This window comes from Streptomyces sp. NPDC093544 (genome assembly GCF_040683495.1).
Classification (GTDB): domain Bacteria; phylum Actinomycetota; class Actinomycetes; order Streptomycetales; family Streptomycetaceae; genus Streptomyces.
In genome coordinates, this window is the sequence record NZ_JBFBEA010000006.1 from 138247 (window position 1) to 161293 (window position 23047).

The 23047-nt window shown below is 70.4% G+C and carries 21 protein-coding genes, 1 tRNA gene and 1 pseudogene; 17 read left to right on the top strand and 6 right to left on the bottom strand.

What is annotated here, in order from left to right; genetic code table 11:
- Positions 1 to 74: 74 nt before the first annotated feature.
- Genes AB0N66_RS10635 through AB0N66_RS10655 form a run of 5 tightly spaced genes read left to right on the top strand, consistent with a single transcriptional unit; the run spans position 75 to position 5419 of the window.
- The gene (locus AB0N66_RS10635; protein ID WP_365431170.1) at positions 75 to 1259 is read left to right on the top strand and encodes a zinc-binding dehydrogenase; all 1185 of its coding nucleotides are present in this window, start codon (positions 75 to 77) and stop codon (positions 1257 to 1259) included.
- Between the two features lie 21 nt (positions 1260 to 1280).
- Positions 1281 to 2567 carry a Rieske 2Fe-2S domain-containing protein gene (locus AB0N66_RS10640; RefSeq protein ID WP_365431172.1) on the top strand — a complete coding sequence of 429 codons (1287 nt, stop codon included), beginning with the start codon at positions 1281 to 1283 and terminating at the stop codon, positions 2565 to 2567.
- Between the two features lie 34 nt (positions 2568 to 2601).
- The gene (locus AB0N66_RS10645; protein WP_365431174.1) at positions 2602 to 3084 is read left to right on the top strand and encodes a hypothetical protein; all 483 of its coding nucleotides are present in this window, start codon (positions 2602 to 2604) and stop codon (positions 3082 to 3084) included.
- The gene (locus AB0N66_RS10650; RefSeq protein ID WP_365431176.1) at positions 3081 to 4064 is read left to right on the top strand and encodes a PDR/VanB family oxidoreductase; all 984 of its coding nucleotides are present in this window, start codon (positions 3081 to 3083) and stop codon (positions 4062 to 4064) included. Before AB0N66_RS10645 ends, AB0N66_RS10650 begins: the two co-directional genes overlap by 4 nt.
- Before the next feature lie 44 nt (positions 4065 to 4108).
- Positions 4109 to 5419, top strand: a complete 1311-nt coding sequence (locus AB0N66_RS10655; RefSeq protein ID WP_365431178.1) for an MFS transporter — start codon at positions 4109 to 4111, stop codon at positions 5417 to 5419.
- Between the two features lie 686 nt (positions 5420 to 6105).
- On the opposite strand, the gene AB0N66_RS10660 is transcribed toward AB0N66_RS10655, so the two are convergent.
- Entirely contained in the window at positions 6106 to 7815 is a 1710-nt protein-coding gene (locus AB0N66_RS10660) for a helix-turn-helix domain-containing protein (protein ID WP_365431179.1), read from the bottom strand.
- 409 nt (positions 7816 to 8224) lie between these two features.
- Between AB0N66_RS10660 and AB0N66_RS10665 the strand changes: the two are divergent.
- The 10 genes and pseudogenes from AB0N66_RS10665 to AB0N66_RS10710 form a co-directional block, all read left to right on the top strand.
- A pseudogene (locus tag AB0N66_RS10665) lies at positions 8225 to 8344 on the top strand (glycine zipper family protein); the annotation flags it as partial.
- Positions 8338 to 8619: a hypothetical protein gene (locus AB0N66_RS10670; RefSeq protein WP_365431182.1), complete on the top strand. Its 282-nt coding sequence runs from the start codon at positions 8338 to 8340 to the stop codon at positions 8617 to 8619. The pseudogene AB0N66_RS10665 and the gene AB0N66_RS10670, both read left to right, overlap by 7 nt.
- A 68-nt stretch (positions 8620 to 8687) precedes the next feature.
- Complete coding sequence (gene dnaK, locus AB0N66_RS10675; protein WP_365431185.1) at positions 8688 to 10595, top strand: molecular chaperone DnaK; 1908 nt, start codon at positions 8688 to 8690, stop codon at positions 10593 to 10595.
- Between the two features lie 10 nt (positions 10596 to 10605).
- Positions 10606 to 11190, top strand: a complete 585-nt coding sequence (locus AB0N66_RS10680) for a nucleotide exchange factor GrpE (protein ID WP_365431187.1) — start codon at positions 10606 to 10608, stop codon at positions 11188 to 11190.
- A gap of 2 nt (positions 11191 to 11192) precedes the next feature.
- Positions 11193 to 12128: a J domain-containing protein gene (locus tag AB0N66_RS10685; RefSeq protein ID WP_365431190.1), complete on the top strand. Its 936-nt coding sequence runs from the start codon at positions 11193 to 11195 to the stop codon at positions 12126 to 12128.
- The gene (locus AB0N66_RS10690; protein ID WP_365431193.1) at positions 12128 to 12496 is read left to right on the top strand and encodes a MerR family transcriptional regulator; all 369 of its coding nucleotides are present in this window, start codon (positions 12128 to 12130) and stop codon (positions 12494 to 12496) included. Before AB0N66_RS10685 ends, AB0N66_RS10690 begins: the two co-directional genes overlap by 1 nt.
- Positions 12487 to 15126 (top strand): ATP-dependent chaperone ClpB, encoded by a 2640-nt coding sequence (clpB, locus tag AB0N66_RS10695; RefSeq protein ID WP_365431196.1) that lies wholly within the window; start codon positions 12487 to 12489, stop codon positions 15124 to 15126. The genes AB0N66_RS10690 and clpB overlap by 10 nt, the downstream gene beginning before the upstream one ends.
- Positions 15123 to 15581: a thioredoxin gene (trxA, locus tag AB0N66_RS10700; protein ID WP_365431199.1), complete on the top strand. Its 459-nt coding sequence runs from the start codon at positions 15123 to 15125 to the stop codon at positions 15579 to 15581. The genes clpB and trxA overlap by 4 nt, the downstream gene beginning before the upstream one ends.
- Before the next feature lie 6 nt (positions 15582 to 15587).
- Positions 15588 to 15848 (top strand): UBP-type zinc finger domain-containing protein, encoded by a 261-nt coding sequence (locus AB0N66_RS10705; RefSeq protein ID WP_365431202.1) that lies wholly within the window; start codon positions 15588 to 15590, stop codon positions 15846 to 15848.
- Positions 15848 to 17629: an FAD-dependent oxidoreductase gene (locus AB0N66_RS10710; RefSeq protein ID WP_365431205.1), complete on the top strand. Its 1782-nt coding sequence runs from the start codon at positions 15848 to 15850 to the stop codon at positions 17627 to 17629. The genes AB0N66_RS10705 and AB0N66_RS10710 overlap by 1 nt, the downstream gene beginning before the upstream one ends.
- A gap of 19 nt (positions 17630 to 17648) precedes the next feature.
- Here AB0N66_RS10710 and AB0N66_RS10715 read toward each other — a convergent pair whose 3' ends face one another.
- Positions 17649 to 17813 carry a hypothetical protein gene (locus tag AB0N66_RS10715; RefSeq protein WP_365431208.1) on the bottom strand — a complete coding sequence of 55 codons (165 nt, stop codon included), beginning with the start codon at positions 17811 to 17813 and terminating at the stop codon, positions 17649 to 17651.
- 117 nt (positions 17814 to 17930) lie between these two features.
- Positions 17931 to 18004, bottom strand: a tRNA-Pro gene (locus tag AB0N66_RS10720).
- 152 nt (positions 18005 to 18156) lie between these two features.
- Here AB0N66_RS10720 and AB0N66_RS10725 point away from each other — a divergent pair.
- Positions 18157 to 18858 carry a transketolase gene (locus tag AB0N66_RS10725; protein ID WP_365431211.1) on the top strand — a complete coding sequence of 234 codons (702 nt, stop codon included), beginning with the start codon at positions 18157 to 18159 and terminating at the stop codon, positions 18856 to 18858.
- 53 nt (positions 18859 to 18911) lie between these two features.
- Positions 18912 to 19823 carry a transketolase gene (locus AB0N66_RS10730; RefSeq protein WP_365431214.1) on the top strand — a complete coding sequence of 304 codons (912 nt, stop codon included), beginning with the start codon at positions 18912 to 18914 and terminating at the stop codon, positions 19821 to 19823.
- Between the two features lie 187 nt (positions 19824 to 20010).
- Here AB0N66_RS10730 and AB0N66_RS10735 read toward each other — a convergent pair whose 3' ends face one another.
- The 3 genes from AB0N66_RS10735 to AB0N66_RS10745 form a co-directional block, all read right to left on the bottom strand.
- Positions 20011 to 21321: an MFS transporter gene (locus AB0N66_RS10735; protein ID WP_365431728.1), complete on the bottom strand. Its 1311-nt coding sequence runs from the start codon at positions 21319 to 21321 to the stop codon at positions 20011 to 20013.
- 265 nt (positions 21322 to 21586) lie between these two features.
- The gene (locus tag AB0N66_RS10740; RefSeq protein WP_365431217.1) at positions 21587 to 21946 is read right to left on the bottom strand and encodes an MmcQ/YjbR family DNA-binding protein; all 360 of its coding nucleotides are present in this window, start codon (positions 21944 to 21946) and stop codon (positions 21587 to 21589) included.
- Positions 21947 to 22142: 196 nt separating this feature from the next.
- On the bottom strand, positions 22143 to 23045 hold the full coding sequence (locus tag AB0N66_RS10745; RefSeq protein ID WP_365431220.1) for a LysR family transcriptional regulator: 903 nt from the start codon (positions 23043 to 23045) through the stop codon (positions 22143 to 22145).
- Between the last annotated feature and the right edge of the window lie 2 nt (positions 23046 to 23047).

A 23047-nucleotide genomic window follows, 5' to 3' on the forward strand; every position in this document is an offset into this window, starting at 1 on the left:
TCGCATCCCGACCTACTGTATCGAAATCACACAGCGATAATACATTATCGCACAGCGATAGTAAGGAGAGTGTGGTGGACGGTTCACCACCGATTGCCCCTTGTTCCGCGGCACCCCGGCACACCGGCGTGGACCCGCTGCCGGAAACGGCGCGGGCGAGCGTGGTGCTGCCGGGCGCACGCAGTGCGCTGCGGACCTTCCCGCTACGGGCCGCCGGGCCGCGGGAAGGCTGGCTGAAGGTCACCGCGTCCGGGATCTGCGGGACGGACGTCGGCCTGTTCCAGCGGGGAGTGCCCGCCGCGACGGTGCTCGGGCACCACGTCGTCGGCCGGATCGCGGCCGTCGGTCCGGAGGCGGCGCACCGCTGGCGCGTCGGCCCCGGGGACCGCGTGCTGGTGGAGGAGTACCTGCCCTGCGGCCGGTGCCCCGACTGTGCGTCGGGCGCCTACCGGCTGTGCCCGCAGACCGACCTGTGGGGCGGTGGGCGGCGCATCGGCACGGTGCCGGTCAGCGAGGACCCCGCGCTGTTCGGCGGCAACGCCGAGTTCATGTTCCTCCCCGACAACGCCGTCCTGCACCGGCTGCCCCCGCAGTTGCCGCAGGAACTCGCGGCCTGGGTCCTGCCGTACGCCAACGCCGTCGACTGGGTCCTGCGAGCCGGCCGGCTGAGAGCCGGGCAGAACGTCGTCGTGCTCGGCCCCGGCTACCACGGTCTCGCCGTGACCGCCGCGGCCCGCCTGGGCGAGGCGGGCAAGGTCGTCGTCGTGGGCCTGCCCCGCGACGCCGAGCGGCTGGGCATGGCCGAGGCACTGGGCGCCACCGCGGTGATCGCCGAAGGGTTCGGAGACTGGGGCGCGGCGGTACGGGCGGCCCTGGGCGGCGGCTCGTGCGACCTCGTCGTCGACACCAGCGGTTCCGACCCGAGCGTGGTCGACGTCGCCGTGGACCTGCTGGGACAAGGCGGCCGCCTGGTGCTGACCACGCCGAAGCAGCCGGCCGCCGTCCCGGCCGACACCGCCGCGATGATCCGGCGCTGCCTGACGCTGACCGCGGTCCGCGGCCGTCCGGCGCAGGCGATCGGCGTGGCCATCGCCTCGCTGACCGAGGGCACCTCGGGGCTGGAGCACGTGCCCACCGTCGAAATCACCCTCGACGAGGTGGGCGACATGCTCGCCCGGCTCGCGACCGGCGCGGGACCGCGCTCACCGCACATCGTCGTCCGGCCCGATCTCAGTCGCCCCGACACCCAGCGTCCCTGACCACATCAAGGAGAGAGCCGCATGCTGACCCCGGAACAGAACGAACGACTGGTGCGCACCGAGCGAGGCACCGAGATGGGCACCCTGCTGCGCCGGTACTGGATTCCCGCGCTGCTCGCCGAGGAGATCCCCGAGCCCGACTGCCCGCCGGTCCGGGTGAAGTTGCTCGGGGAGAACCTGATCGCCTTCCGCGACACCCATGGGCGCATCGGTCTGCTCGACGAGTTCTGCAGCCACCGCACCGCGTCACTGTTCTTCGGCCGCAACGAGGAGTGCGGTCTGCGCTGTGCCTACCACGGCTGGAAGTACGACGTCGAAGGCAACTGCGTGGACATGCCGTCCGAACCGCCGACCAGCCGCTTCCACGAAAGGATCAAGCAGACCGCCTACCCCTGCGTCGAGCGCGGCGGTGTCATCTGGACCTACATGGGCCCGCCGGAGCTGAAGCCCGAGCTGCCCGAGCTGGAGTGGGCCACCCTGCCGCCCGAGAACGTGTTCGTCTCCAAGCGGCTGCAGGAGACCAACTTCATGCAGGCGATGGAGGGCGGGATCGACTCCAGCCACGTCTCCTTCGCTCACCGCTTCAACATGGACGACGATCCGATGCACGCGGGCACCGCCGGCATCGCCTACCTCAAGGCGGACACGCGGCCCAAGTTCGAGGTCGTCGAGTCCGACGGGGGTCTGCTGATCGGCGCTCGACGGGAAGCGGACGAGGACAACTACTACTGGCGCGTCACGCAGTGGATCATGCCCTGGTACACGATCATCCCGCCGTTCGGCACCCACAACCCGCTGGGCGGTCACGCCTGGGTTCCCATCGACGACGAGAACTGCTGGGCCTGGAGCGTCAATTACCATCCCACCCGTCCCCTCCGGGAGGACGAGCTCGACGCGATGCGGCGCGGTGAGGGCATCCACGTCAAGTACCTTCCCGGTACCTACCGCACGGCCGCGAACAAGACCAATGACTACCTGATCGACCGCCAGGCCCAGCGCGAGAAGCGCAGCTTCAGCGGCGTCGAGGGCATCGCCGCCCAGGACTTCTCCCTGCAGGAGAGCATGGGCGCCATCGTCGACCGCACCAAGGAGCGCCTCGGCACGTCCGACGCCGCGATCATCCTGGCTCGCCGTCGTCTGCTCGCCGCCGCCGAGGCCGCAGACGAGAGCGAGCCGCTGCCGGGCGATCGGGCCGAGCACCACCGGGTGCGGTCGGCCTCGGTGCTGCTGCCCCGGTCCGTCCCCTTCCAGGAAGGCGCCGAGGACGCTCTCGTCGTCCACCCCGGCGAGGACTTCATCTCCATCTGATCCGCCCGCACACCCGGAAGGAGGGCTTGCCGCCATGTCGTCAGCCTCCTGCACTCGCCGGTCCTACCAGGCCGACGTACTCCTCGTCCCCCTCGAACCGTGCTCCCGGGCGGCCGTCCAGAGCCCGGCCCCGTTCGACGCGCTCAACGGGATCGCCATAGCCGGCACCGATACCCCGTTGGGTGACACGGGCTTTCGTCCCGACGGCGTGTCCCGGCCCGACGTCGTGGTCATGCTGGCCCACGACCTCGCCATGGTCGACCCCGGCCTCGTCACCCGCGTGAGCGCCTCGGCCCGGGCGTCCGGTGCTCTGGTCGGCGCGATCGTCATCAGCCCCGACCGGAGCTGGGACGGCCCCGAGGCCCGGCGCACGGCCACCGAACTGCGGGCCGCCGCCGACACCGTCGTGGTCCTCACCGACATGTCGCCGGCAGTGGCGCTGCTGCGGGTGCTGCGCGGCGGTCCCCAGACCGCTGACAAGGCCGGCCCGATCCGAAGAGAGGCAGACCGGTCATGACGGACACCGACTGGTTCCAGGTCGTCGTCACCCAAGTCCGCCTGGAAGCCGACCAGGTGATCTCCCTGGTGCTCTCGCCCCCCGCGGGCGGAGCTCTGCCCAGCTGGGAGGCGGGCGCTCACATCGATGTGCGCCTGCCCTCGGGCCTGATCAGGCAGTATTCGCTGTGCGGCGATCCCGACCAGCCGCATTACACAATTGCCGTGCTCCGCGAATACGCGGGGCGCGGCGGATCGGCCGAGATCCACGACACCGCGCTTGTCGGCAGGACCCTCACGCTGCGCGGACCCCGCAACCACTTCATGCTCCAGCCCGCTGCCCGTTACGTCTTCGTGGCCGGCGGCATCGGAGTCACCCCCATCCTGTCCATGGCTCGCCATGCCACCCGGCACGGCGTCCCCTGGTCACTGCACTACGGCGGACGTCACGCCGACACCATGGCGTTCGCCGGTAAGCTCCGCCGACTCAGCCACCAGGCGGGTGCGGCCCTCAGCCTGCGCGGCGACGACACCGCGGGGGCCCTGCCCCTGACAGAGATCGTTCGCGAGGCCCCCGAGGACAGCCTGCTCTACGCCTGCGGCCCTGCGGGCATGCTCGCCGCCCTGCGTGCCGCGGTCGACGCCGAACGCGCCGATCTGACCCTGCTCACCGAGCAGTTCACCGCGGCCGAGTCACCCGCGCCGGTCCCGATCGGCGAGGACTCCGCCCCTGCCGCCGCGTTCGAGGTCGAACTCGCCCGCACCGGCGAGACCGTGACCGTCGAGCCCGGAGCCTCCATCCTCGATGCCGTACGCGAAGTCCGGCCCGACGTCCTGTACTCCTGCGAGGAGGGTTTCTGCGGCACCTGCGAAACAAAGGTGATCGCAGGCCAACCCGTCCATCGGGACACCATCCTCAGCGAAGGTGAGCGGGCAGTCGGCAAGACGATGATGATCTGCGTCGGCGGCTGCGCCTCACGCCGCCTGGTCCTGGACCTCTGACGCCTCCAGCGGTAAGCCCATTCCACACTCACGGAGGTTCAACGGTGAACCTGTCGTCACACAAGCCTGCCCAGCCGTCCGACCACTCGCGGCCGTCACCGTACCGCTGGGTCGTTTTGATCGCCTGCTGGGCCTCCTTCACCCTCACGTCCATCGACCGTTCCACATGGGGTCCGGCCTCCGTCTTCGTCGGCGAAAGCCTGGCGATGCCCCTGGCCGGCCTCGGCGCCTTCGCCACCGCCTACTACATCGGTTACGTCGTCTCCAACGCCCTGGGCGGACTGGGCGTGGACCGCTACGGTGGCCGCATCCTGTTGACCATCTCCCTGCTGGGCGCGGGCCTCGGCATGACCGCCTTCGGCTCGACCACGTCAGCGACGGCGGGCATCGCGCTCCAGGCACTGGTCGGTCTCTTCGCCGGCGCCGACTACTCGGCCGGCATCCGACTGATCACCAGCTGGTTTCCCGCGGCGAGCCTCGGCCTGCCTCTGGGACTGTTCACGACCGCCACCTCCCTGGGCACCGCGATAGCCAACACCGTGGTCCCCGCCCTCATCGCCAGATACAGCTGGCACACCTCGTACCACGTGTTCGGCGTCATCTCGATCGTGCTGGCCGCTTTGCTCTTCTTCCTGGTGCGCCCCGGCCCGATGCTCGACACCGCCGACTCCGGGGACGACCGCCCCGGACGCAGACTCGACCTGGGCGGCCTGGCGCGCAACCGCAACCTCGTCCTGACCTGCCTGACCGGGTTCTGCGGCTTCTGGGGCCTGTACGGGTTCATCACCTGGGCGAACGCCCTGATGATCAAGGGGCACGGAGTCTCCCCCGCGACCGCCGGCCTGATCGTGTCCGTCTTCGCCGTCACCGCCATCGCCGTGAAACCGGTCGTCGGATTCGTCACGGACCGCTTCTTCGGAGGCGCCCGCAAGACCCCGACGATCGCGATTCTCGCGGTCTTCGGCGTCACGCTGGTGTGCTTCGGCGAACTCGGAGATTCGAACGCGCTCATCTGGCTCGCCCCCCTGCTGGGCGCAGCGGCCTACGGATGGACCCCCCTGGTCGTCGCCCTCGTCCCCAGGCTGGTCCCTCCCTCGGTGACCGGCTCCGCATCCGGCATCGCGAACGCCACCTGGCAACTGGGCAGCGTGGTTGTGCCCGTCGTCGTCGGCGCGGTGTTCTCCGCGACCGGCTCCTTCAGCGCGGCCTTCCTCACCCTCGCCGCCGGACCATTCACCGGATGCCTCATCATGTTGGCCGTCACCGACCGGCCGACGTCCACGGCCACCCGCCACAAGGACGCCACACCGGCCGGCGGGAACGCGCACGGGTCGGCCGCACGCGTTCCCCGGTGAACGGTCCGCGTACCTGAGGGACCGCACTGCTTACCCGGGCCCCCGATGTGGCGAGTCGTACCAACGACTGGAGCGTATGCGCCACAAGTTGGGGCAGCCGCCACGGCTGTCGGTCGCGGAACGAACGAGTGCCGGAAGGCACGGGGGTTGTTTTCACGACCCCGAGTCCGGCGCGCTTCCCGGTGGTGGCGACGTACAGCCGGACCAGGCGCATGCCGTGCCCGGCGCCGCGCGGGTACTCGGTGGTGACGTACCCGAAGGGTGGTGACGTACCGAAGTAGGTGTGCATCATCGCCGGGCTGACCCGGGCTCATATATGCCTGAAAGCCCTGTTCAGGGTGGCCGGCCGTGCCCGCCGCCCTGGATACCGTGACGGCATGGAGGGCCCGGCGGCAGTGCTCATCAGCACCCGGTCGGCGCCGTCGACGAACCGGCGCGGGCCGGCCTGGACGGTACTCATGCCCTTGCCGGAGGCGGGCCGGGCCGGTGTCCGGGGAGGGTTTTCTCGACCCACGGGCGCAGGACGTCCACGGGTGCCGCGCCGCCGGGCGATGACCTGCCCTTTGCGGAGCAACAGCGGGGTGGGCACCGCCTGTACCTCGAATCGCCGGGCCGGCTGGGGGGACTGGTCGACACCGACTCTGTGCCGGGCTCACCCGCAGCGTCGGCCCTCCGGGTGTCCGCGGTCAGCGCCCGCCACACAGAATGATCTTCCAGACGCGCGTTGCCACCTGCAGATTGAGCCGGGTGTCCACATCCGCCAGGTCCCGGTCGCTGATCTCACGGATGCGCTGCAGCCGGTAGCGCAGGGTGCTGCGGTGGACCGTCAGCGCGACGGCCGCATCGTCGTAGTTGCCTCCCCAGTCGAAGTAGCGCGTGAGCGTCTCCACCAACTCCGTGTCGTGCCGTGCGTCGTAGTCGATCAGCTGGCCGAGCCACTCTCGCACGAAGCCTTCGAGCTCCTGGAGATCGTTGCCGGGCCCCAGGATCCGGTACAGCCCGAGGTTGTCGAAGAACGTCGTCCCGCTGCGCTGGCGGGAGTTCTGCCGCACCTCCAGGGCCCGCAGTGCCTCCTGATAGCAACGGGGAACGCTGTCCGGAGAGTCGCAGCGGGTGCTCACCCCGATCGCTCCGTCGGGCGTCACCAGCTCATGGGCCAGCGCCGCGTGCACGGCATCGTCGTTGGGCCTCGCTTCGGTCAGCAGGACCACCTGGTCGCCGCGACGGGTGATCAGCGGACGGGGCGCCGTGGTGGCCGTCGCTTGCTCGACGGCACGGGTGAAGCAGTCGTCTGCGGCGTTGCCCGGCGAGTGCACCACGACGACATAATGGGTACGCCGCAGGTCATGGCCGACGGCTTCGGCCCGGGCGTAGGCGCTCTTCTGGTCAGTACCCTCCAACAGGTCGTCGATCAGCTGGCGCCGCAGCCGCAGTTCGACCTCGGTGAGTTCGCGCATGTGCATGAGCTCTTGGGCCAGCAACCGCTGGGCGTGGTCCAAGGCGAACATGGTGTGCTCGTTGGCCGTCGCCTCGGGGTCCTCGATGGCGAGTACACCGAGGACGTCGCCGTGCGGCCGGGCCAGTGCGATCAGCCGGTCCTTGACTTTGACCGGGCCCGCTTCGCGCGCGACCTGCCGCAGCATCTCTTCCTGGAGGGTCAGGGACCGCACCGGATACGGGTCGGGCCGGTCGGGACCGGCCCAGGACCTCAGGTTGCCGAACCGGTCCTCGATGAGCGTCGGCAGCCCGGTGAGCTCGTACAGCGCTTGGGTGATGGCGTCCTCGCCGCCGCCCCGGGCAGTGACACGGGCGAGTGTCTCGTGCACGGTGTTCTGCAGATTCAGTTCGGAGCGCATTGTGTCCAACTGCCGGAGCGCGGTGTCCCGTTCGGTGCGGAGTCGGCTCAGTTCGCCGGCGTCGTCGTGGTGCACGGTGCGCGTGCCCGCCAGTGACAGGGCCACCGATGTGAGCCCCACTAGGGTCGAGAGGAGGACGTGCCCCTGCTCATCAGGCCCGGAGTGGGAGGAAACCACGATGTACCCGAGCAGACCGCCGGCTTCGCGCAGGCCGAACGCCCAGTTCCAGGACCGCTCTGGAAGGGATACGGAGCCGTCAGCCTCGCCCAACTCCTTCATCTGTGTTTCGTCGACCGTTGGTGCTCCCGCGCCATGGCCGGGTACGCGGGACAAACCGTCACCCGTCGCGAGATATCCGGCCTCGGCGCGGTAGGGCCCAAGGGCACTGACATGCCGCATGGCCAACCGCACGATCTCACTCTGCTCCGCGCAGGTGAACAGGGTGTGGGACAGCACCAGCAGCCCGTGTGGGTCCAGCGCCGCGACCGGACGGGGGTCGTGCCGTTCGGTGCCCGCGGTGTCGCTCGGGTGACGGGTCACTTCCTGGTCGGAGACGTGAGGGGACCGCCTCTGCGACGGATGGCAGGCCATAGATCACTCCGTTTTCCCCCGGCCATTGGAGGCGGTCGAGCGAGTTGTGGGATCCACGCCTGGGCAAGCCCTGAGCACCCAGCCTAGGCAAGGAAATCCGACTTGTCTTAATTTGAGACTTGTTCTCGTGGGCCGACCGACTGCGTCGATTTCCGACCTGCCGGGTTCAGGCGGAGCGTGCTGCTCTCTTGAGACTCTGTGCTTGTCAGGGATCGCCCGGCGCATCGGTGGCCGTGGCATGAAGGACTGGCTGATGAACGAGGAGGCCCGCAGGACCATCGCCTCGTACACGACCTAGCAGGAGGCGGAACGCGCCGTCGATCACCTTTCCGATCAGGGTTTTCCGGTCGAGAGGCCGGCCATCATCAGGCATGACGTGCGCACGGTAGAGCGGATGACCGGCCGCACGGGACATGGCGGGGCCGCGCTGCACGGCGCGGCGAGCGGGGCACTGATCGGGGGATCCCCGGGTTGCTGAACCGGCTGGACCCGCTCGTGTCGGGACTGCTGCTCACCCTGTACGGGCTGGTTTTCGGAGCACTCGTCGGCGCTCTGCCCGGCCTGCTGGTGAACGCGGCCCAGCGTGGCCGCGGGGACTTCGCCTCGGTGAGGTGCCTGCAGCCCAGCCGGTACGACGTCGCCGCCGACGAGGCGGTGCAGCTGCCGGCCGAACTTCCCAGCGGGACCGGCACCAGCACAAGCAGCGGGGCTTGGAAGAGCAGCCGCCCGCGGAGCGGTCCCGCCGCCACCTGAGCGAATGCGGAAGACCGGGCGCGACCCCGAGGGCAAACGGGGCCCGTCCGTCGCGGAAGGAGTTCCTCATGGCCAAGGCAGTAGGCATCGACCTGGGCACCACGAACTCGGTGATCGCCGTCTGGGAGGGCGGCGAGTCGACGGTCCTACCCAACAGCGAGGGCAACCGCACGACGCCCTCCGTGGTGGCCTTCACCGACACCGGCGAGCGCCTGGTGGGCCAGCTGGCCCGCCGCCAGGCGATCCTCAACCCCAAGGGCACCATCTACTCGGCCAAGCGGTTCATCGGCCGGCACTTCGACGAGATCTCCGAAGAGGCCAAGGCCGTCGCGTACGACGTGGTCGAGGGAGACGGCGGCGCCGCCCGCTTCAAGGTGCGCGACAAGCTCTACGCGCCCGAGGAGATCAGCGCGCAGGTGCTGCGCAAGCTCGCCGACGACGCCTCCAAGCAGCTGGGAGAGCGGGTCACGGAGGCGGTCATCACGGTGCCCGCCTACTTCAACGACGCCCAGCGCACCGCTACCAAGGACGCCGGACGGATCGCCGGGCTGGAAGTGCTGCGGATCATCAACGAGCCGACCGCGGCCGCCCTCGCCTACGGCATGGACAAGAAGCAGCACGAGACGGTGCTCGTCTTCGACCTGGGCGGCGGAACCTTCGACGTCAGCATCCTCGACGTCGGCGACGGCGTGGTGGAGGTACGGTCCACGGCGGGCGACAGCCATCTGGGCGGCGACGACTTCGACCGCCGGCTGGTCGACCAGCTCGCCGACGGCTTCCAGAAGGAGAACGGCATCGACCTGCGCCAGGACCCGCAGGCGCTGCAACGCCTGTTCGAGGCCGCCGAGAAGGCCAAGACCGAGCTCAGCTCGGTGAGCCAGACGCAGGTCAGCCTACCGTTCATCACGGCCGACGCCTCCGGGCCCAAGCACCTGACCACGACGATCATGCGGTCCACGTTCGAGCAGATCACCGGCGACCTGGTGGAGCGCTGCCTGGGCCCGGTGCGGCAGGCCATGGACGACGCCAAGGTCAGTGACAACGACATCGACGAGGTCATCCTCGTCGGCGGCTCCACCCGCATCCCCGCCGTCCAGGCCCTGGTGCGGAGGCTGACCGGCGGCAAGGAACCCAACATGAGTGTCAACCCCGACGAGGTCGTGGCGATGGGTGCCGCGATCCAGGCCGGGGTCCTCAAGGGCGAGGTCAAGGACGTTCTGCTGCTCGATGTCACCCCGTTGTCGCTTGGTGTGGAGACACGCGGCGGCGTGATGACGAAGATCGTCGAGCGGAACACCACCATCCCGGTGCGCCGCACCGAGACCTTCTCCACCGCCGAGGACAACCAGCCCGCCGTCGACGTCGTCGTCCTGCAGGGCGAGCGTGAGAGGGCCGCCGACAACCGGGTCCTGGGTCGCTTCCAGCTCGCCGACATCCGCCCCGCGCCGCGCGGCGAGCCGCAGGTCGAGGTCATCTTCGACGTCGACGCCAACGGCATCCTCAACGTCACCGCGCGGGACAAGGACACCGGCAAGGAGCAGGGAATCACCATCAGCGAGAGCTCCAACCTCGACCGCAGCGAGGTCGAGCGGATGGTCCAGGACGCCGAACGCAACCGCGGCCAGGACCAGGCCCTGCGCGAGGCAGTCGATGCCCGCAACGAACTGGATGCCATCGCCTACCAGGTCGAAAAGCGCATCGGCGAGCTCGGCGACGCCGCACCCGCACATGAGAAGGCCCGCGCCGAGATGCTGGTGGCCGAGGCTCGCGAGGCGGTCAAGACAGAGGCCGGGGTGGACAAGGTCCGGCCTCTGACATCCGAACTCCAGCAGGTCTTCGCGGGGCTCGCGGCCCACCAGGCGGGATCCGCCGCGGGCGGTCCGGCGGACACCGGCTCACCGGACGGATCCGGGGCCGCGCCGGGCGGCGCCGAGGGCGGCGACGATGTGATCGACGCCGAATTCGACAAGGGCTGAGGTGCCCGCCATGCCCATCCCACCCCAGGGCCGAGAGCCCGACCCGCCGCCGGAAGGCGCGGTACAACCGCCGCGCGGGGACCTTGCGCAGCCTCGACCGCCGACCGAGGAAGCCGAGCCGTGGCCCGACGCCGCAACCGGCAGCGCCGCACCCGACGACGCATACGCGGCCGCGCTGCGCGAGGCCGAGGACCGCTGGCGCCGCGCCCTGGCCGACCTCGACAACCTGCGCAAACGCCACGCCAGGGAGCTGGAGCGGGAGGCCGCGGCCGAACGCGCCCGTACGGCTGCGGCCTTCCTGCCCGTCATCGACAACCTGGAACTTGCTCTGAGCCACGCGGCCGCCGACCCCGGTGCGATTGTCGAAGGTGTCCGGGCTGTGCGTGACCAGGCCGTGAACGTCCTGGAGCGGCTGGGCTACCCGCGCCACGCAGAGAGAGGCGTGGCGTTCGACCCGTCCCGGCACGAGGTGGTCGGCGTGGTCCAGGATCCCGATGCCGATCCGAACACCGTGGTCCAAGTGCTGCGACCCGGCTACGGGGAGGCCGAGCGGCAGCTGCGGCCGGCCGCCGTGACCGTCGCCAAGCGGGAGTGACCATGGCACACGACTTCTACGAGGTGCTCGGCGTTCCGCGCACCGCCGACCGGGACGAGATCCAGCGGGCCTACCGCACCCTGGCCCGCAGGTACCACCCCGACGTCAACAAGGACCCCCAGGCGGAGGAGCGGTTCAAGGAGATCAATGAGGCCTTCAGCGTCCTGTCCGATCCGGAGCAGCGAGCCCGGTACGACCGCTTCGGCGAGGACTTCCGGAAGATCCCGGAAAACTGGGAGGAGCCGGTCGCCGCCGGTGCCGGAGCCGGCAGCGGCTTCCGGTGGACCGCCGACGGAGGTCCCCGGGTGCGCTACTCCACGTCAGGCTTCGAGGGCGAGGGGGTGGACGTCGAGGATCTGTTCGGCTCGCTGTTCGGCGGCGCCGGGCGGATGCGTGTGCCCGGCGCCGACCAGGAGGCCGAACTGCCGCTCACCGTCGAGGAGGCCTATCGGGGCGGCCGCCGTACGGTCACCCTCGCCGGGCCGGCCGGGCAGCGGCGCTACCAGGTCGACGTTCCGCCCGGCACCACCGACGGGCAGCGCATCCGGCTGGCCGGGGAGGGCGGGCGCGGGAGCGGCGACGACGCTCCCGCCGGGGACCTGTACCTGAGGGTGCGTATCCGACCGCACCCCGAGTTCCGCCTCGACGGCCGGGACGTCCACGTGAGGCTTCCGGTCACCCCGTGGGAGGCGGCGCTGGGCGCGACCGTACCGGTGCCCACGCCGAGCGGCGCCACGGCCAAGGTGACCGTGCCCGCCGGGTCCTCCAGCGGACGGCGCCTGCGGCTGCGCGGCGAGGGCATGCCGGGCCCGCGCGGCACGAACGGAGACCTGTACGCGGAGGTGCGGATCATGGTGCCGCCACGGCTGAGCGACCGGGAGCGCGAGCTGCTGGAGGAACTTGCCGCTGTCTCCTCGTTCGACCCCAGGAGGACCTGATGAGCGACCGACCTGCCGAGGCCCGCCCGCCCCGCGCACGCACGACCGAGGTGGGCGTGCAGTACGCCATCGTGCCCGTACCCGTGCTCTCCCTGGAGGCCGTGGCCCGCCACTCAGGCCTCCATCCCGACCTGATCCGTCGGTTCGTCGCCCTCGGACTGGTGGACGCGGACCTCGACGCCTCCGGACAGCTGGTGTTCGCTCCCACGGCCCCGGCCGCCCTGGCCCGCGTCCAGCGGTTGCGCACCGGGCTGTGCCTGAACTACGCGTCTCTCGGTCTGGTGCTCGACCTGCTCGACCACATCAGCTTGCTCGAAGCCGCGCTGCGGCGTGCAGGCGTGAGGAGTGATCTACCACCATGGACATGAACCGCCTGACCCAGAAGTCCCAGGAAGCCCTGCAGGAGGCCCAGAGCGCCGCCGGCCGCCTGGGGCACACCGAGGTCGACGGCGAGCATCTGCTGCTCGCCCTCCTCGACCAGGAGGAGGGCCTGATCCCGCGTCTGCTGCAGCAGACGGGCACCGAGCCCAAGGAGTTGCGTGCGGCCGTACGCGAGGAGCTCTCCCGCCGGCCCAGGGTGACTGGCCCGGGCGCGGCGCCCGGCCAGGTCTTCGTCACCCAGCGCCTCGCCCGGTTGCTTGACGCGGCCGAGCGGGAGGCCAAACGCCTCAAGGACGAGTACGTGTCCGTGGAACACCTGCTGCTGGCCCTGGCCGAGGAGGGCTCGGCGACCGCCGCCGGACACCTGTTGAAAGAGCATGGCGTGACCCGGGAGTCCTTCCTCGGCGCGCTCACCCAGGTCCGCGGCAACCAGCGCGTGACCTCCGCCAACCCCGAGGTGGCCTACGAGGCCCTGGAGAAGTACGGCCGTGACCTGGTCGCCGAGGCCAGGTCCGGGCGGCTCGACCCCGTCATCGGCCGGGACGCGGAGATCCGCCGCGTCACCCAGATCCTCAGCCGCAAGAGCAAGAACAACCCCGTCCTGATCGGCGACCCCGGCGTCGGCAAGACCGCCATCGTGGAGGGACTGGCCCAGCGCATCGTGCGCGGTGACGTGCCCGAGGGCCTGCGCGACAAGACGGTGTTCGCCCTCGACATGGGCTCACTCGTGGCGGGCGCCAAGTACCGCGGCGAGTTCGAGGAACGTCTCAAGGCCGTTCTGAGCGAGGTCAAGGCCGCCGAGGGGCGGATCCTGCTCTTCGTCGACGAGTTGCACACCGTCGTCGGCGCGGGCGCCGCCGAGGGCGCCATGGACGCGGGCAACATGCTCAAACCCATGCTGGCGCGCGGCGAACTGCACATGATCGGCGCGACCACCCTGGACGAGTACCGCAAGCACATCGAGAAGGACGCCGCCCTCGAACGCCGCTTCCAGCAGGTACTGGTCGACGAGCCCAGCGCGGAGGACACCATCTCCATCCTGCGCGGCCTGCGCGAACGCCTTGAGGTCTTCCACGGCGTCAAGATCCAGGACACCTCCCTGGTCGCGGCGGCGACGCTCTCCCAGCGCTACATCACCGACCGTTTTCTGCCCGACAAGGCCATCGACCTCGTCGACGAGGCCTGCGCCCGGCTGCGTACGGAGATCGACTCCATGCCCGCCGAACTCGACGAGATCACCCGGCGGGTGACCCGCCTGGAGATCGAGGAGGCGGCCCTGTCCAAGGAGACCGACCCCGCCAGCAAGGCCCGCCTGGAGGAACTGCGCAGGGAACTGGCCGACCTCCGCGGCGAGGCCGACGCCAAACACGCCCAGTGGGAGGCCGAACGGCAGGCGATCCGCCGTGTGCAGGAACTGCGCCAGGAGCTGGAGCAGGTCCGCCACGAGGCGGAGGAGGCCGAACGCGCCTACGACCTCAACCGTGCCGCCGAACTCCGCTACGGCCGCCTCCAGGACCTGGAGCGCCGACTCGCCGCAGAGGAGGAGCAACTGGCCGCCAAACAAGGGCAGAACCGGCTGCTGCGCGAGGTCGTCACCGAGGAGGAGATCGCCGAGATCGTCGCCGCCTGGACCGGCATCCCCGTCTCCCGCCTCCAGGAGGGCGAACGCGAGAAACTGCTGCGCCTCGACGACATCCTGCGTGAGCGCGTCATCGGCCAGGACGAGCCCGTCAAGCTCGTCGCCGACGCCATCATCCGCGCCCGCTCCGGTATCCGCGACCCTCGCCGCCCCATCGGCTCGTTCATCTTCCTCGGCCCCACCGGCGTCGGGAAGACCGAGCTGGCCAAGACCCTCGCCCGGACCCTGTTCGACTCCGAGGAGAGCATGGTCCGCCTCGACATGAGCGAGTACCAGGAGCGGCACACCGTCAGCCGACTCATGGGCGCACCGCCCGGATATATCGGCTACGAGGAAGGCGGCCAGCTCACCGAGGCCGTACGCCGCAAGCCGTACTCGGTTGTGCTGTTCGACGAGATCGAGAAAGCGCACACCGATGTCTTCAACACCCTGCTGCAGATCCTCGACGACGGCCGCATCACCGATGCGCAGGGCCGCACGGTCGACTTCCGCAACACCGTGATCATCATGACGTCCAACATCGGCTCCGAGCACCTTCTCGACGGCGCCACCGCCGAGGGAGAGATCAAGCCCAACGCCCGCGCCCTGGTGATGGGCGAGTTGCGCGGGCACTTCCGCCCGGAGTTCCTCAACCGCGTCGACGACATCGTGCTGTTCAAGCCGCTCGGTGAGCGGCAGATCGAGCGGATCGTGGAGCTGCAGTTCGACGAGCTGCGACAGCGGCTCGCCCAACGCCGCATCACCGTCGAACTCACCGATGCGGCTCGGGAGTTGATCGCCCACCAGGGCTACGACCCGGTGTACGGGGCACGGCCGCTGCGGCGTTACATCTCCCACGAGGTCGAGACACTGGTCGGGCGCGCCCTGCTGCGCGGCGACGTCCAGGACGGCGCGAAGGTCCGCGTCGACGCCGAGCACGGAGAACTGGTGGTCACCTACGACCAGCCCGAGGACGTGAAGGGAGCGAGGGCGGCATGAGTACCGTGCAGGCCACCACCGTCACCTGCCCGCGCTGCGGGCGCACCAACCGGGTACCCGTGGCCGCCGAGGGCCGTCCCAGGTGCGGCAACTGCAAGCAGCCTCTGCCGTGGATGGCCGACGCGGGCGAGGACGACTTCACCGAGGTCGTCGAGCAGGCCACCGTGCCCGTCGTCGTGGACCTGTGGGCCACCTGGTGCGGCCCCTGCCGCATGGTGAGCCCCGCGCTGGAGAAGGTCGCCGCCGATCTCGCGGGAACGATCAAGCTGGTCAAGGTCGACATCGACAAGAACCCGCGCCTGGCGCGGCGGTTCGAGGTCCAGGCCGTACCGACGCTGCTGGTCCTCGACAAAGGACAGACCATCGCCCGGCAGGCGGGTGCCGCACCTGCCCCTGCCCTGCGGCGGTGGGTGGAGCAGTCGATCGCCGGCCGCGAACCGGCCGGGAAAGGATGATCGGCCATGACCGTACGGACCGACCCCCACCTCGCCCTCGTACGCCCCGTCACCCCGCGCGCCCCGGGGTGCGAGGAATGCCTGGCCACGCACTCCCCCTGGGTCCACCTCAGGCTCTGCCTGACCTGCGGCCACGTCGGCTGCTGCGATTCCTCTCCGAACCGGCACGCCCGCCGTCACGCCGCCGCCGACGGCCATCCGATCGTGACGTCGCTGGAGCCCGGCGAGGACTGGCGGTGGTGCTTCGTCCACGAGGCGTTCGTGTGATGCCCGGCGACGAGACGCGGCCGGGCGCGGCGCCGGTGCCGGACGAGACGGACGAGAGCGTCCCCTTCGAGACCCCCGACATCTACGGCGCCTATCCCCGCCTGTCGGACGACCAGATGGCCCGCCTGGCGCAGCACGGCCGGAGGCGCGCGGTTGACGCCGGTGACGTGCTGATCCGTGAAGGGGAGCGGTGCGAGACGTTCTACGTCGTCCTCAGTGGCTCGATCGCCATCGTCGAGGGCTACGGCACACCCGATGAAAACCTGTTGCGTGTGCACGGCCCTGGTCGCTTCATCGGCGAACTCGGCCTCCTGAACGGACAGGTGGCCTTCTACACCGCCACGGTCAGGGACCCCGGCGAGGTCCTCGCCCTGTCGATGGATCAGCTGCGTGACCTGGTGACCCGGGACTCCCTCCTTGGCGATGTGGTGCTGCGCGCCTGCCTGGGCCGCCGTGCCCTGCTCGTCGGGCAGGGCTCCGGTTTCCGCATCATCGGCTCGCGCTACTCGCCCGACACCCGGCGGCTGCGCGAGTTCGCCGCCCGCAACCGGCTGCCGCACCGCTGGATCGATCTGGAGACGGACGAGGAGGCCGAGGCGCTGCTGCGCCGCTTCGCGGTTGGTCCGGAGCAGACGCCGCTGGTGATCTGGCGGGACACGACCCTGCTGCGCAATCCGAGCAACGCCGAACTGGCCCGGTTCATCGGCCTGCCACCCCTGCCCTCGGGCAACGGCCGCGACGATCTCCTCATCGTCGGCTCCGGTCCGGCCGGTCTCGCCGCCGCGGTGAACGCCGCCTCGGAGGGCCTCGGCACGACCGTGGTCGAGGCGATGGCCACCGGAGGCCAGGCCGGGACGTCCTCCCGCATCGAGAACTGCTTCGGCTTCCCCTCCGGCATCTCCGGGGCCGAACTCACCGAGCGCGCTGTGCTCCAGGCGGGCAAGTTCGGCGCCCGGATCAGCGTCCCGGCGGAGGCGGCCCGGCTCGAACGGCGGGACGACCACTACGCCGTCGGGTTCGCCGACGGCAGCGAGATCACCGCCCGTACCGTCGTCCTGGCCACCGGCGCCCGCTACCGCCGCCTCCATGTGCCCGGCATCGAGCCGTTGGAGGGCACGGGCGTCCACTACTCGGCGACCGTCTACGAGGCCCAGCAGTGCCGTGCCGACCCGGTGGCGGTGGTCGGCGGTGGCAACTCCGCCGGCCAGGCCGTGCTCTTCCTGGCCGGGTACGCACCACAGGTGTATCTACTCGTCCGTGGGCCGAGCATCGAGGCGGACATGTCCCGCTACCTGATCGATCAGATCGAGCGCCACCCGCAGGTGCGCGTGCTGCTGAACACCGAGATAACGGAGGCACTCGGCGACAAGGCGCTCGATGCGGTCAACGTGGTCGACCACCGTACGGGCGAGCACCGCCACCTCGCGGTGCGGGCCCTGTTCGTCTTCACCGGCGCCGACCCTCACACCGAGTGGCTGTCCGGCGCGCTCGCCCTCGACGCACGCGGCTACGTGCTCACCGGCGCGGAGGCACAAGCCTGCTCCGTTCCCGAACTGTGGCAGAGCCAGGGCCGCGACTGCCTGACGTTGGAGACCAGCCTGCCTGGCGTCTTCGCAGCCGGCGACGTCCGCAGCGGCTCGGTGAAGCGCGTGGCCTCCGCGGTCGGCGAAGGCGCGATGAGCATCCACTTCGTGCACCGCTACCTGGGCCACACGGCCGCGCACGGCGGTACCGACCGCTCCCCGCACACCCGTCCGAAGGAGTCCGCTTGGCTCGCATGACACCCAACGGGCGACGAGATCACAAGACGGAGATTGCGGCGGTGGGAATGACCGCCGGCAGATAGTTGTACCGGGTGGCCTCCGGGTAATTCCCCGACCGCAGCGAGCGGTCCCAGTCCCGCAGAAAACCCGACCAGGTCTTCGACAACCCCGCAGTGATCTTGTCCAGGTCCAGCAACGGCATCTTCGCCGGCCTCCGCGTAAAGGCGCCTATGAGCGGCGTGCTCAACCTCGAAGATCGGAAACGACCCATACGAAAAGGGCCCCCGCAGACTCTCGCCTGCGAAGACCCTTCGCACCGTCGGGACGACAGGATTTGAACCTGCGACCCCTTGACCCCCAGTCAAGTGCGCTACCAAGCTGCGCCACGTCCCGATGCCCGCCTGACCTGGGCTTTCCCCCTGGCCGAACGTGCTTCGAAACAATACCGCACTCGTGCTGGTGATCGCGCCCTCGTTTCTACGGGGCCGGCCGAGGCTCGCGGCAGGGTTGACCTGAAGTTTGGTTGAGGTTGCAAGGTCTTCGGTATGACGAGTACAGCGGAGCAGAGTTACGCGTACGCCGACCTGCCGCGGTTGATGGGGCTGATGACCGGCGACGAGAAACACGGGCCGGCGGCGACGTCCACCTTGGACGCGCTGTGGGTGCTGTACGACCGGGTGCTGCGGGTGGGGCCCGAGCGGGTGGGCGATCCGGAGCGGGACCGGTTCCTGTTGTCCAAGGGGCACGGGCCCATGGCGTACTACGCGGTGCTGGCGGCCAGGGGCTTCCTGCCCGTCGCGTGGCTGCCCGGGTTCGGTTCGTACGACTCGCCCCTCGGGCACCACCCGGACCGGCTGCTGGTGCCGGGTGCCGAGATCGGCAGCGGGTCGCTGGGGCACGGGCTGCCGATCGCCGTCGGCATGGCGCTGGGACTGCGGGCGCAAGGGCTCGACGAACCGCGCGTGTGGGTACTGACCGGCGACGCGGAGCTGGACGAGGGCAGCAACCACGAAGCGATCGCCTACGCGGGGCCGGCCGGTCTGGAACGGCTGCACACCGTCGTGATCGACAACTCCTCCGCCAGCCACGCCCGGCCGGGCGGAATCGCCGCACGGTTCGTGGCGGCCGGCTGGTCCGCGACGACCGTCGACGGCCGTGACCACGAGGCGCTGTACGCCGCCTTCACCGCTCCTCATCCGGGCCGTCCACGGGTCGTCGTCGCCCAGGTCGAGCCCAAGTTCGCCTGAGGCGAGCTGTGGCCCCGTTTCCCCGCAAGCACCCTGAAAGGACACAAGATCCCGTGGACACCATGCGTGACCGTTTCGGCCCCGTCGTCTCCCAACTGCTCGACGAGGATCCACGCGTCGCCGTCGTCCTCGCCGAGATCGGCACGGACGGCTTCGAGGCAGCTCGGCGCAGGCACCCGGAACGGGTGATCAACGTCGGCATCCGCGAACAACTCCTCATCGGGGCGGCCGCGGGCCTGGCGCTGACCGGCCTGCGGCCCGTGGTGCACACCTTCGCCAGTTTCCTCGTCGAGCGGCCATTCGAGCAGGTCAAGCTCGACCTCGGACACCAGGACGCGGGCGCTGTGCTGGTCAGCGCGGCCGCGTCCTTCGACTGGCCCGCGGGCGGGTACACCCACATGGCGCCCGGTGATGTGGCCCTGCTCGACACGCTCGACGGCTGGACCGTGCATGTGCCGGGCCATCCGGACGAGGCCGAAACGCTGCTGCGCCACGCGGTCGCCGCCGGGGACGACAAGGTGTATGTGCGGTTGTCCGTACAGTCCAACGCGCAGGGGCTTCGGGTCGACGGGGCGCGCTTCGTCACCGTCCGCGAAGGGCACGCAGGGGTGGTTGTCGCCGTCGGCCCGCTGCTCGACGCCACGCTCTCCGCCACGGAAGGGCTCGACGTCACCGTCCTGTACGCGACGACTGTCCGCCCCTTCGACAAGACCGCCCTACGCCGGGCGACCGAGACGGCGGGCACCGACGTCGTCCTCGTCGAGCCGTACCTGGCCGGCACGTCCACAGCCGCCGCGGCCGACGCTCTCGCCGACGTGCGACACCGCGTCCTCGGTCTCGGCGTGGGCCGCCGTGAGCTGCGCCGTTACGGGATCGTCGAGGAGCACCTGGCCGCACACGGCCTCGACGCTGGTTCGCTGCGGGAGCGGATCGGGCGCTTCCTGGGAGTTGCCGTGGGCGTCTGAACCGTAGGCAGCGGGGCGACAAGCGTCCATGTGTCGCCGTCGCCGACCGGGGGGGGCGCAAGCGTCCGCTTATGACCAGCAACGTACGACCAGCGACTTCCCCGGAAACCAGCGTGCCCACCGCACCACATGCCCACCTGACCTGGCACCCCTCCCCCCTCCCCCCTCCCCCCTGTCAGCGCACGCCTCAGCGCTGATCCCGTCGCGCCGGTCCTGGTATCGCCCCGGTCGAACGCGGTTGCGCCCCAAGAGAGAGAGCGGAAGCGGGGCTGGAAGCGGAAGCGTCGACGCGCACCAGATCACGTATCGCCGGCACCGACAGCAGAGCCGTCGCCGCGACCAGGGTCATGACGCCGGCGACGAGGAGGACGTTGTCCGCGCCGAGGACCGACGCAGCCGGTCCCGCCAGGGCCTGCCCGACGGGCATCATCGCGAGGGAGCCCGCCACGTCGTACGCGTGGATGCGGTTGAGGACGTCGGGCGCGACCTGCGTCTGCACGCTGGTCGCCCACATCACGCCCCACACCGACAGGCCCGCCCCCGCTATCATCGCTCCCGCCGACATGGCCACGACGCCGAGCCCCGCCCCGACGGACGCCGGGAAACAGGCGAAGGCGAAGAGCGCGATCGAACCGACCCGCAGCATGCGGCGAGGACGCAGTCGCAGCGCGATCAGTCCGCCTATGACGGTGCCGGCGCCGAGGGCGGAGTTGACCAGGCCGTAGGCACGTGGGCCGTACTGCTGGACCACCTCCGTAGCCACCAGGGGAACTGTCGGGCCCCAACAGAAGATCATGTACACGCACCAGACGACGATGACGCTCCAAAGCCACGTCCTGGACCTGAACTCCCGCCAGCCCTCGGCGAGTTCGGCCCAGAAGCTGCTGCCGTGGCGAACGTGGCTACCAGGTGCGGCCGGTGGCAGCCGGAGCAGCAGCAGGCACAGGGCGCTGAGCGCGTATGTGCTCGCGTGGGCCGCGAAGACAGCTCCGGCCGAGGCGAACGCGACCAGCAGGCCCGCCAGGGCGGGGCCCGCGAGCTGGGCGGCCGACTCGGCGATCCGTATCGCGCCGTTGGCCCCTTGTACGTCGGTGGCCAGGCGCGGCACGGTACTGGCGACGCCGGGCTGGAAGACCGCGCCCGCCACGCCGTTGACCGCGCCGATCAGACAGATCTGCCAGAGGACCACATGGCCGGCGAAGAAGAGCACGGCCGTGAGGGCCTGGGTGACCAGCCGCACCAGGTCGGCGCCGATCATCAGCTTGCGCGTGCTGAACCGGTCGGCGATGACGCCGCCGAAGATGACCAGCCCCGCGAAGGGGGCGGCCGACGCGGCCATCGCAAGGCCGACCGCGCCCACCCCGTACCCGTACTGCAGCAGTCCCGCGGCCAGCGCCACCGGCAGGATGGTGTCGCCGAGCCGGGCGAAGGCTCGGGCGACGAAGAACAACGCGAAGTCCCGTGACCAGACAGGCCGCGGGTCGCGCTCGGCGGCCAGGTCACGGCGACCAGAGCCCTCGCCCGGTCCACGACCAGAGACCTTGCCCTGCCCACGGCCAGAGACCTCGCCCGGTCCACGGCCGGAAGCCTCGCTCCCCGCCCCGACCTGCCTGGCCGATGCTTCCCCGCCCACCCTGCTCGCCCCTCCCCGCCCCACCGATCCCTACAACTCCCCTACGGAGCCCCGCACCCCACCCCCGCCCGACCCTCACCCCCGCCTTCGGATCATTCCACGGCGCACTGACAACGACGTCTCGGGAGTTTCAGTCGACCGACGGCAGGCCCAACTCCGGGTAGGACTCGAGCAGTCGGGTCGGGGCCGCCTGACGCCAGGAGTCGGCGAGGATGTCGCGGAGTTCGTCGTCGTCCTCCAGGGCCACGAGGCGGACGCGGACCCAGGCGAAGCCCGCCTCGTGGTCGGCGATCCAGAACTTCGTGGGCTCGGCCCTGGCAAGCTCGTCCCGCTCCTCCTTCGGGCAGCGCACGGCGATGGAGGTCTCGACCTCGGGCAGCGTGGCGAACATCTTTCCCGCGACCCGAAAGGTGGGCATGCTCCAGGCGATCTTCTCCGTGGTGTCCGGCAGGGAGAGGGCGATACGGCGTACGTCTTCGGCATCCGGCATGAGAGGCACCGTAGCCAATGGCACCGACAATCGCGCCGGGCCCCCGTCCCACCCTCTTGATGCAGCCGACCGCGACCGAGAGGGCTCTGACCACGCCGAAACCCGGTTCCAGACCTCGCAGACGCAGAGCCGGCCCGCGCCTCAAGGCCGACGCCCCCGCCCGCACGAGAGGCAGCTCAACCAATAAAAGCCCGCGCTACCCCTCCGCGGCCACTCCGAGCGCGTCCAGCACCGGCCGGATCAGCGGATGCCCCTCCGCTCCCCGCCGTACGGCCGCGAAGACCCGACGCGTCGGCGCCACCCCATCGACCGGGCGGACGACCACACCGGTGAGGTCCATGCCGTGCAGCGCCGAGCGCGGTACGAGGGCCACCCCCGCGTCGGCCGAGGCCAGGGCCACCACCGCGCGGAAGTCGTCCGAGGAGTGTTCAAGGCGAGGCTGGAAGCCGGCGCTCTCGCAGGCCAGGACCACCACCTCGTGGCACGGGTTTCCGGGGTACGGGCCGATCCACGGGTCCTTGGCCAGCTCGGCGAGCGGCACCTCGTCGTCGGCGGCGAGGCGGTGGCCGACCGGGACCACCGCGTCGAAGGGCTCGGCGTACAGCGGTACGTGGGTCAGGCGGGGGTCGTCGGCCCGCGGGGCCCCGCGGTACTCGACGGCGACCGCGACGTCGACCTGCCGATCGAGGACCATCGGCAGGCTGGCGTCGCCTTCGGCGTCCTGGACGCGGATACGGATGCCTGGCGCCGACACGGCGAGGCGGGCCACCGCGGGTGCGACGACCAGCACGATGCCGGTCGCGAAGGAGGCGACCGTGACCGTCCCGGCCGCACCCGAACTGTAGGCGGCGAGTTCCGCCTCCGCCCGCTCCAGCTGGGCCAGGACCGTGTTGGTGTGGCTGAGCAGGATCTCACCGGCCGGAGTCAGCCGTACGCCCTTCGCACCGCGTTCCACCAGCCGGTGGCCCGTCTCCTGCTCCAGCGCGGTCAGCTGCTGGGAGACCGCCGAGGGCGTGAGATAGAGCGCGGCGGCCGCCGCCGTCACCGTGCGGTGGTCGGCCACCGCACGAAGGATGTGGAGGCGCCGCGCTTCGATCATGC

Bases quoted from the DNA above. Each gene is read 5' to 3' on its own strand.
- clpB (WP_365431196.1), top strand. From the start codon at position 12,487: ATGGACATGAACCGCCTGACCCAGAAGTCCCAGGAAGCCCTGCAGGAG.
- trxA (WP_365431199.1), top strand. From the start codon at position 15,123: ATGAGTACCGTGCAGGCCACCACCGTCACCTGCCCGCGCTGCGGGCGC.
- AB0N66_RS10725 (WP_365431211.1), top strand. From the start codon at position 18,157: ATGACGAGTACAGCGGAGCAGAGTTACGCGTACGCCGACCTGCCGCGG.
- AB0N66_RS10740 (WP_365431217.1), bottom strand. From the start codon at position 21,946: ATGCCGGATGCCGAAGACGTACGCCGTATCGCCCTCTCCCTGCCGGAC.
- dnaK (WP_365431185.1), top strand. From the start codon at position 8,688: ATGGCCAAGGCAGTAGGCATCGACCTGGGCACCACGAACTCGGTGATC.
- AB0N66_RS10745 (WP_365431220.1), bottom strand. From the start codon at position 23,045: ATGATCGAAGCGCGGCGCCTCCACATCCTTCGTGCGGTGGCCGACCAC.
- AB0N66_RS10645 (WP_365431174.1), top strand. From the start codon at position 2,602: ATGTCGTCAGCCTCCTGCACTCGCCGGTCCTACCAGGCCGACGTACTC.
- AB0N66_RS10680 (WP_365431187.1), top strand. From the start codon at position 10,606: ATGCCCATCCCACCCCAGGGCCGAGAGCCCGACCCGCCGCCGGAAGGC.
- AB0N66_RS10710 (WP_365431205.1), top strand. From the start codon at position 15,848: ATGCCCGGCGACGAGACGCGGCCGGGCGCGGCGCCGGTGCCGGACGAG.
- AB0N66_RS10650 (WP_365431176.1), top strand. From the start codon at position 3,081: ATGACGGACACCGACTGGTTCCAGGTCGTCGTCACCCAAGTCCGCCTG.
- AB0N66_RS10640 (WP_365431172.1), top strand. From the start codon at position 1,281: ATGCTGACCCCGGAACAGAACGAACGACTGGTGCGCACCGAGCGAGGC.
- AB0N66_RS10705 (WP_365431202.1), top strand. From the start codon at position 15,588: ATGACCGTACGGACCGACCCCCACCTCGCCCTCGTACGCCCCGTCACC.
- AB0N66_RS10685 (WP_365431190.1), top strand. From the start codon at position 11,193: ATGGCACACGACTTCTACGAGGTGCTCGGCGTTCCGCGCACCGCCGAC.
- AB0N66_RS10690 (WP_365431193.1), top strand. From the start codon at position 12,128: ATGAGCGACCGACCTGCCGAGGCCCGCCCGCCCCGCGCACGCACGACC.
- AB0N66_RS10715 (WP_365431208.1), bottom strand. From the start codon at position 17,813: ATGCCGTTGCTGGACCTGGACAAGATCACTGCGGGGTTGTCGAAGACC.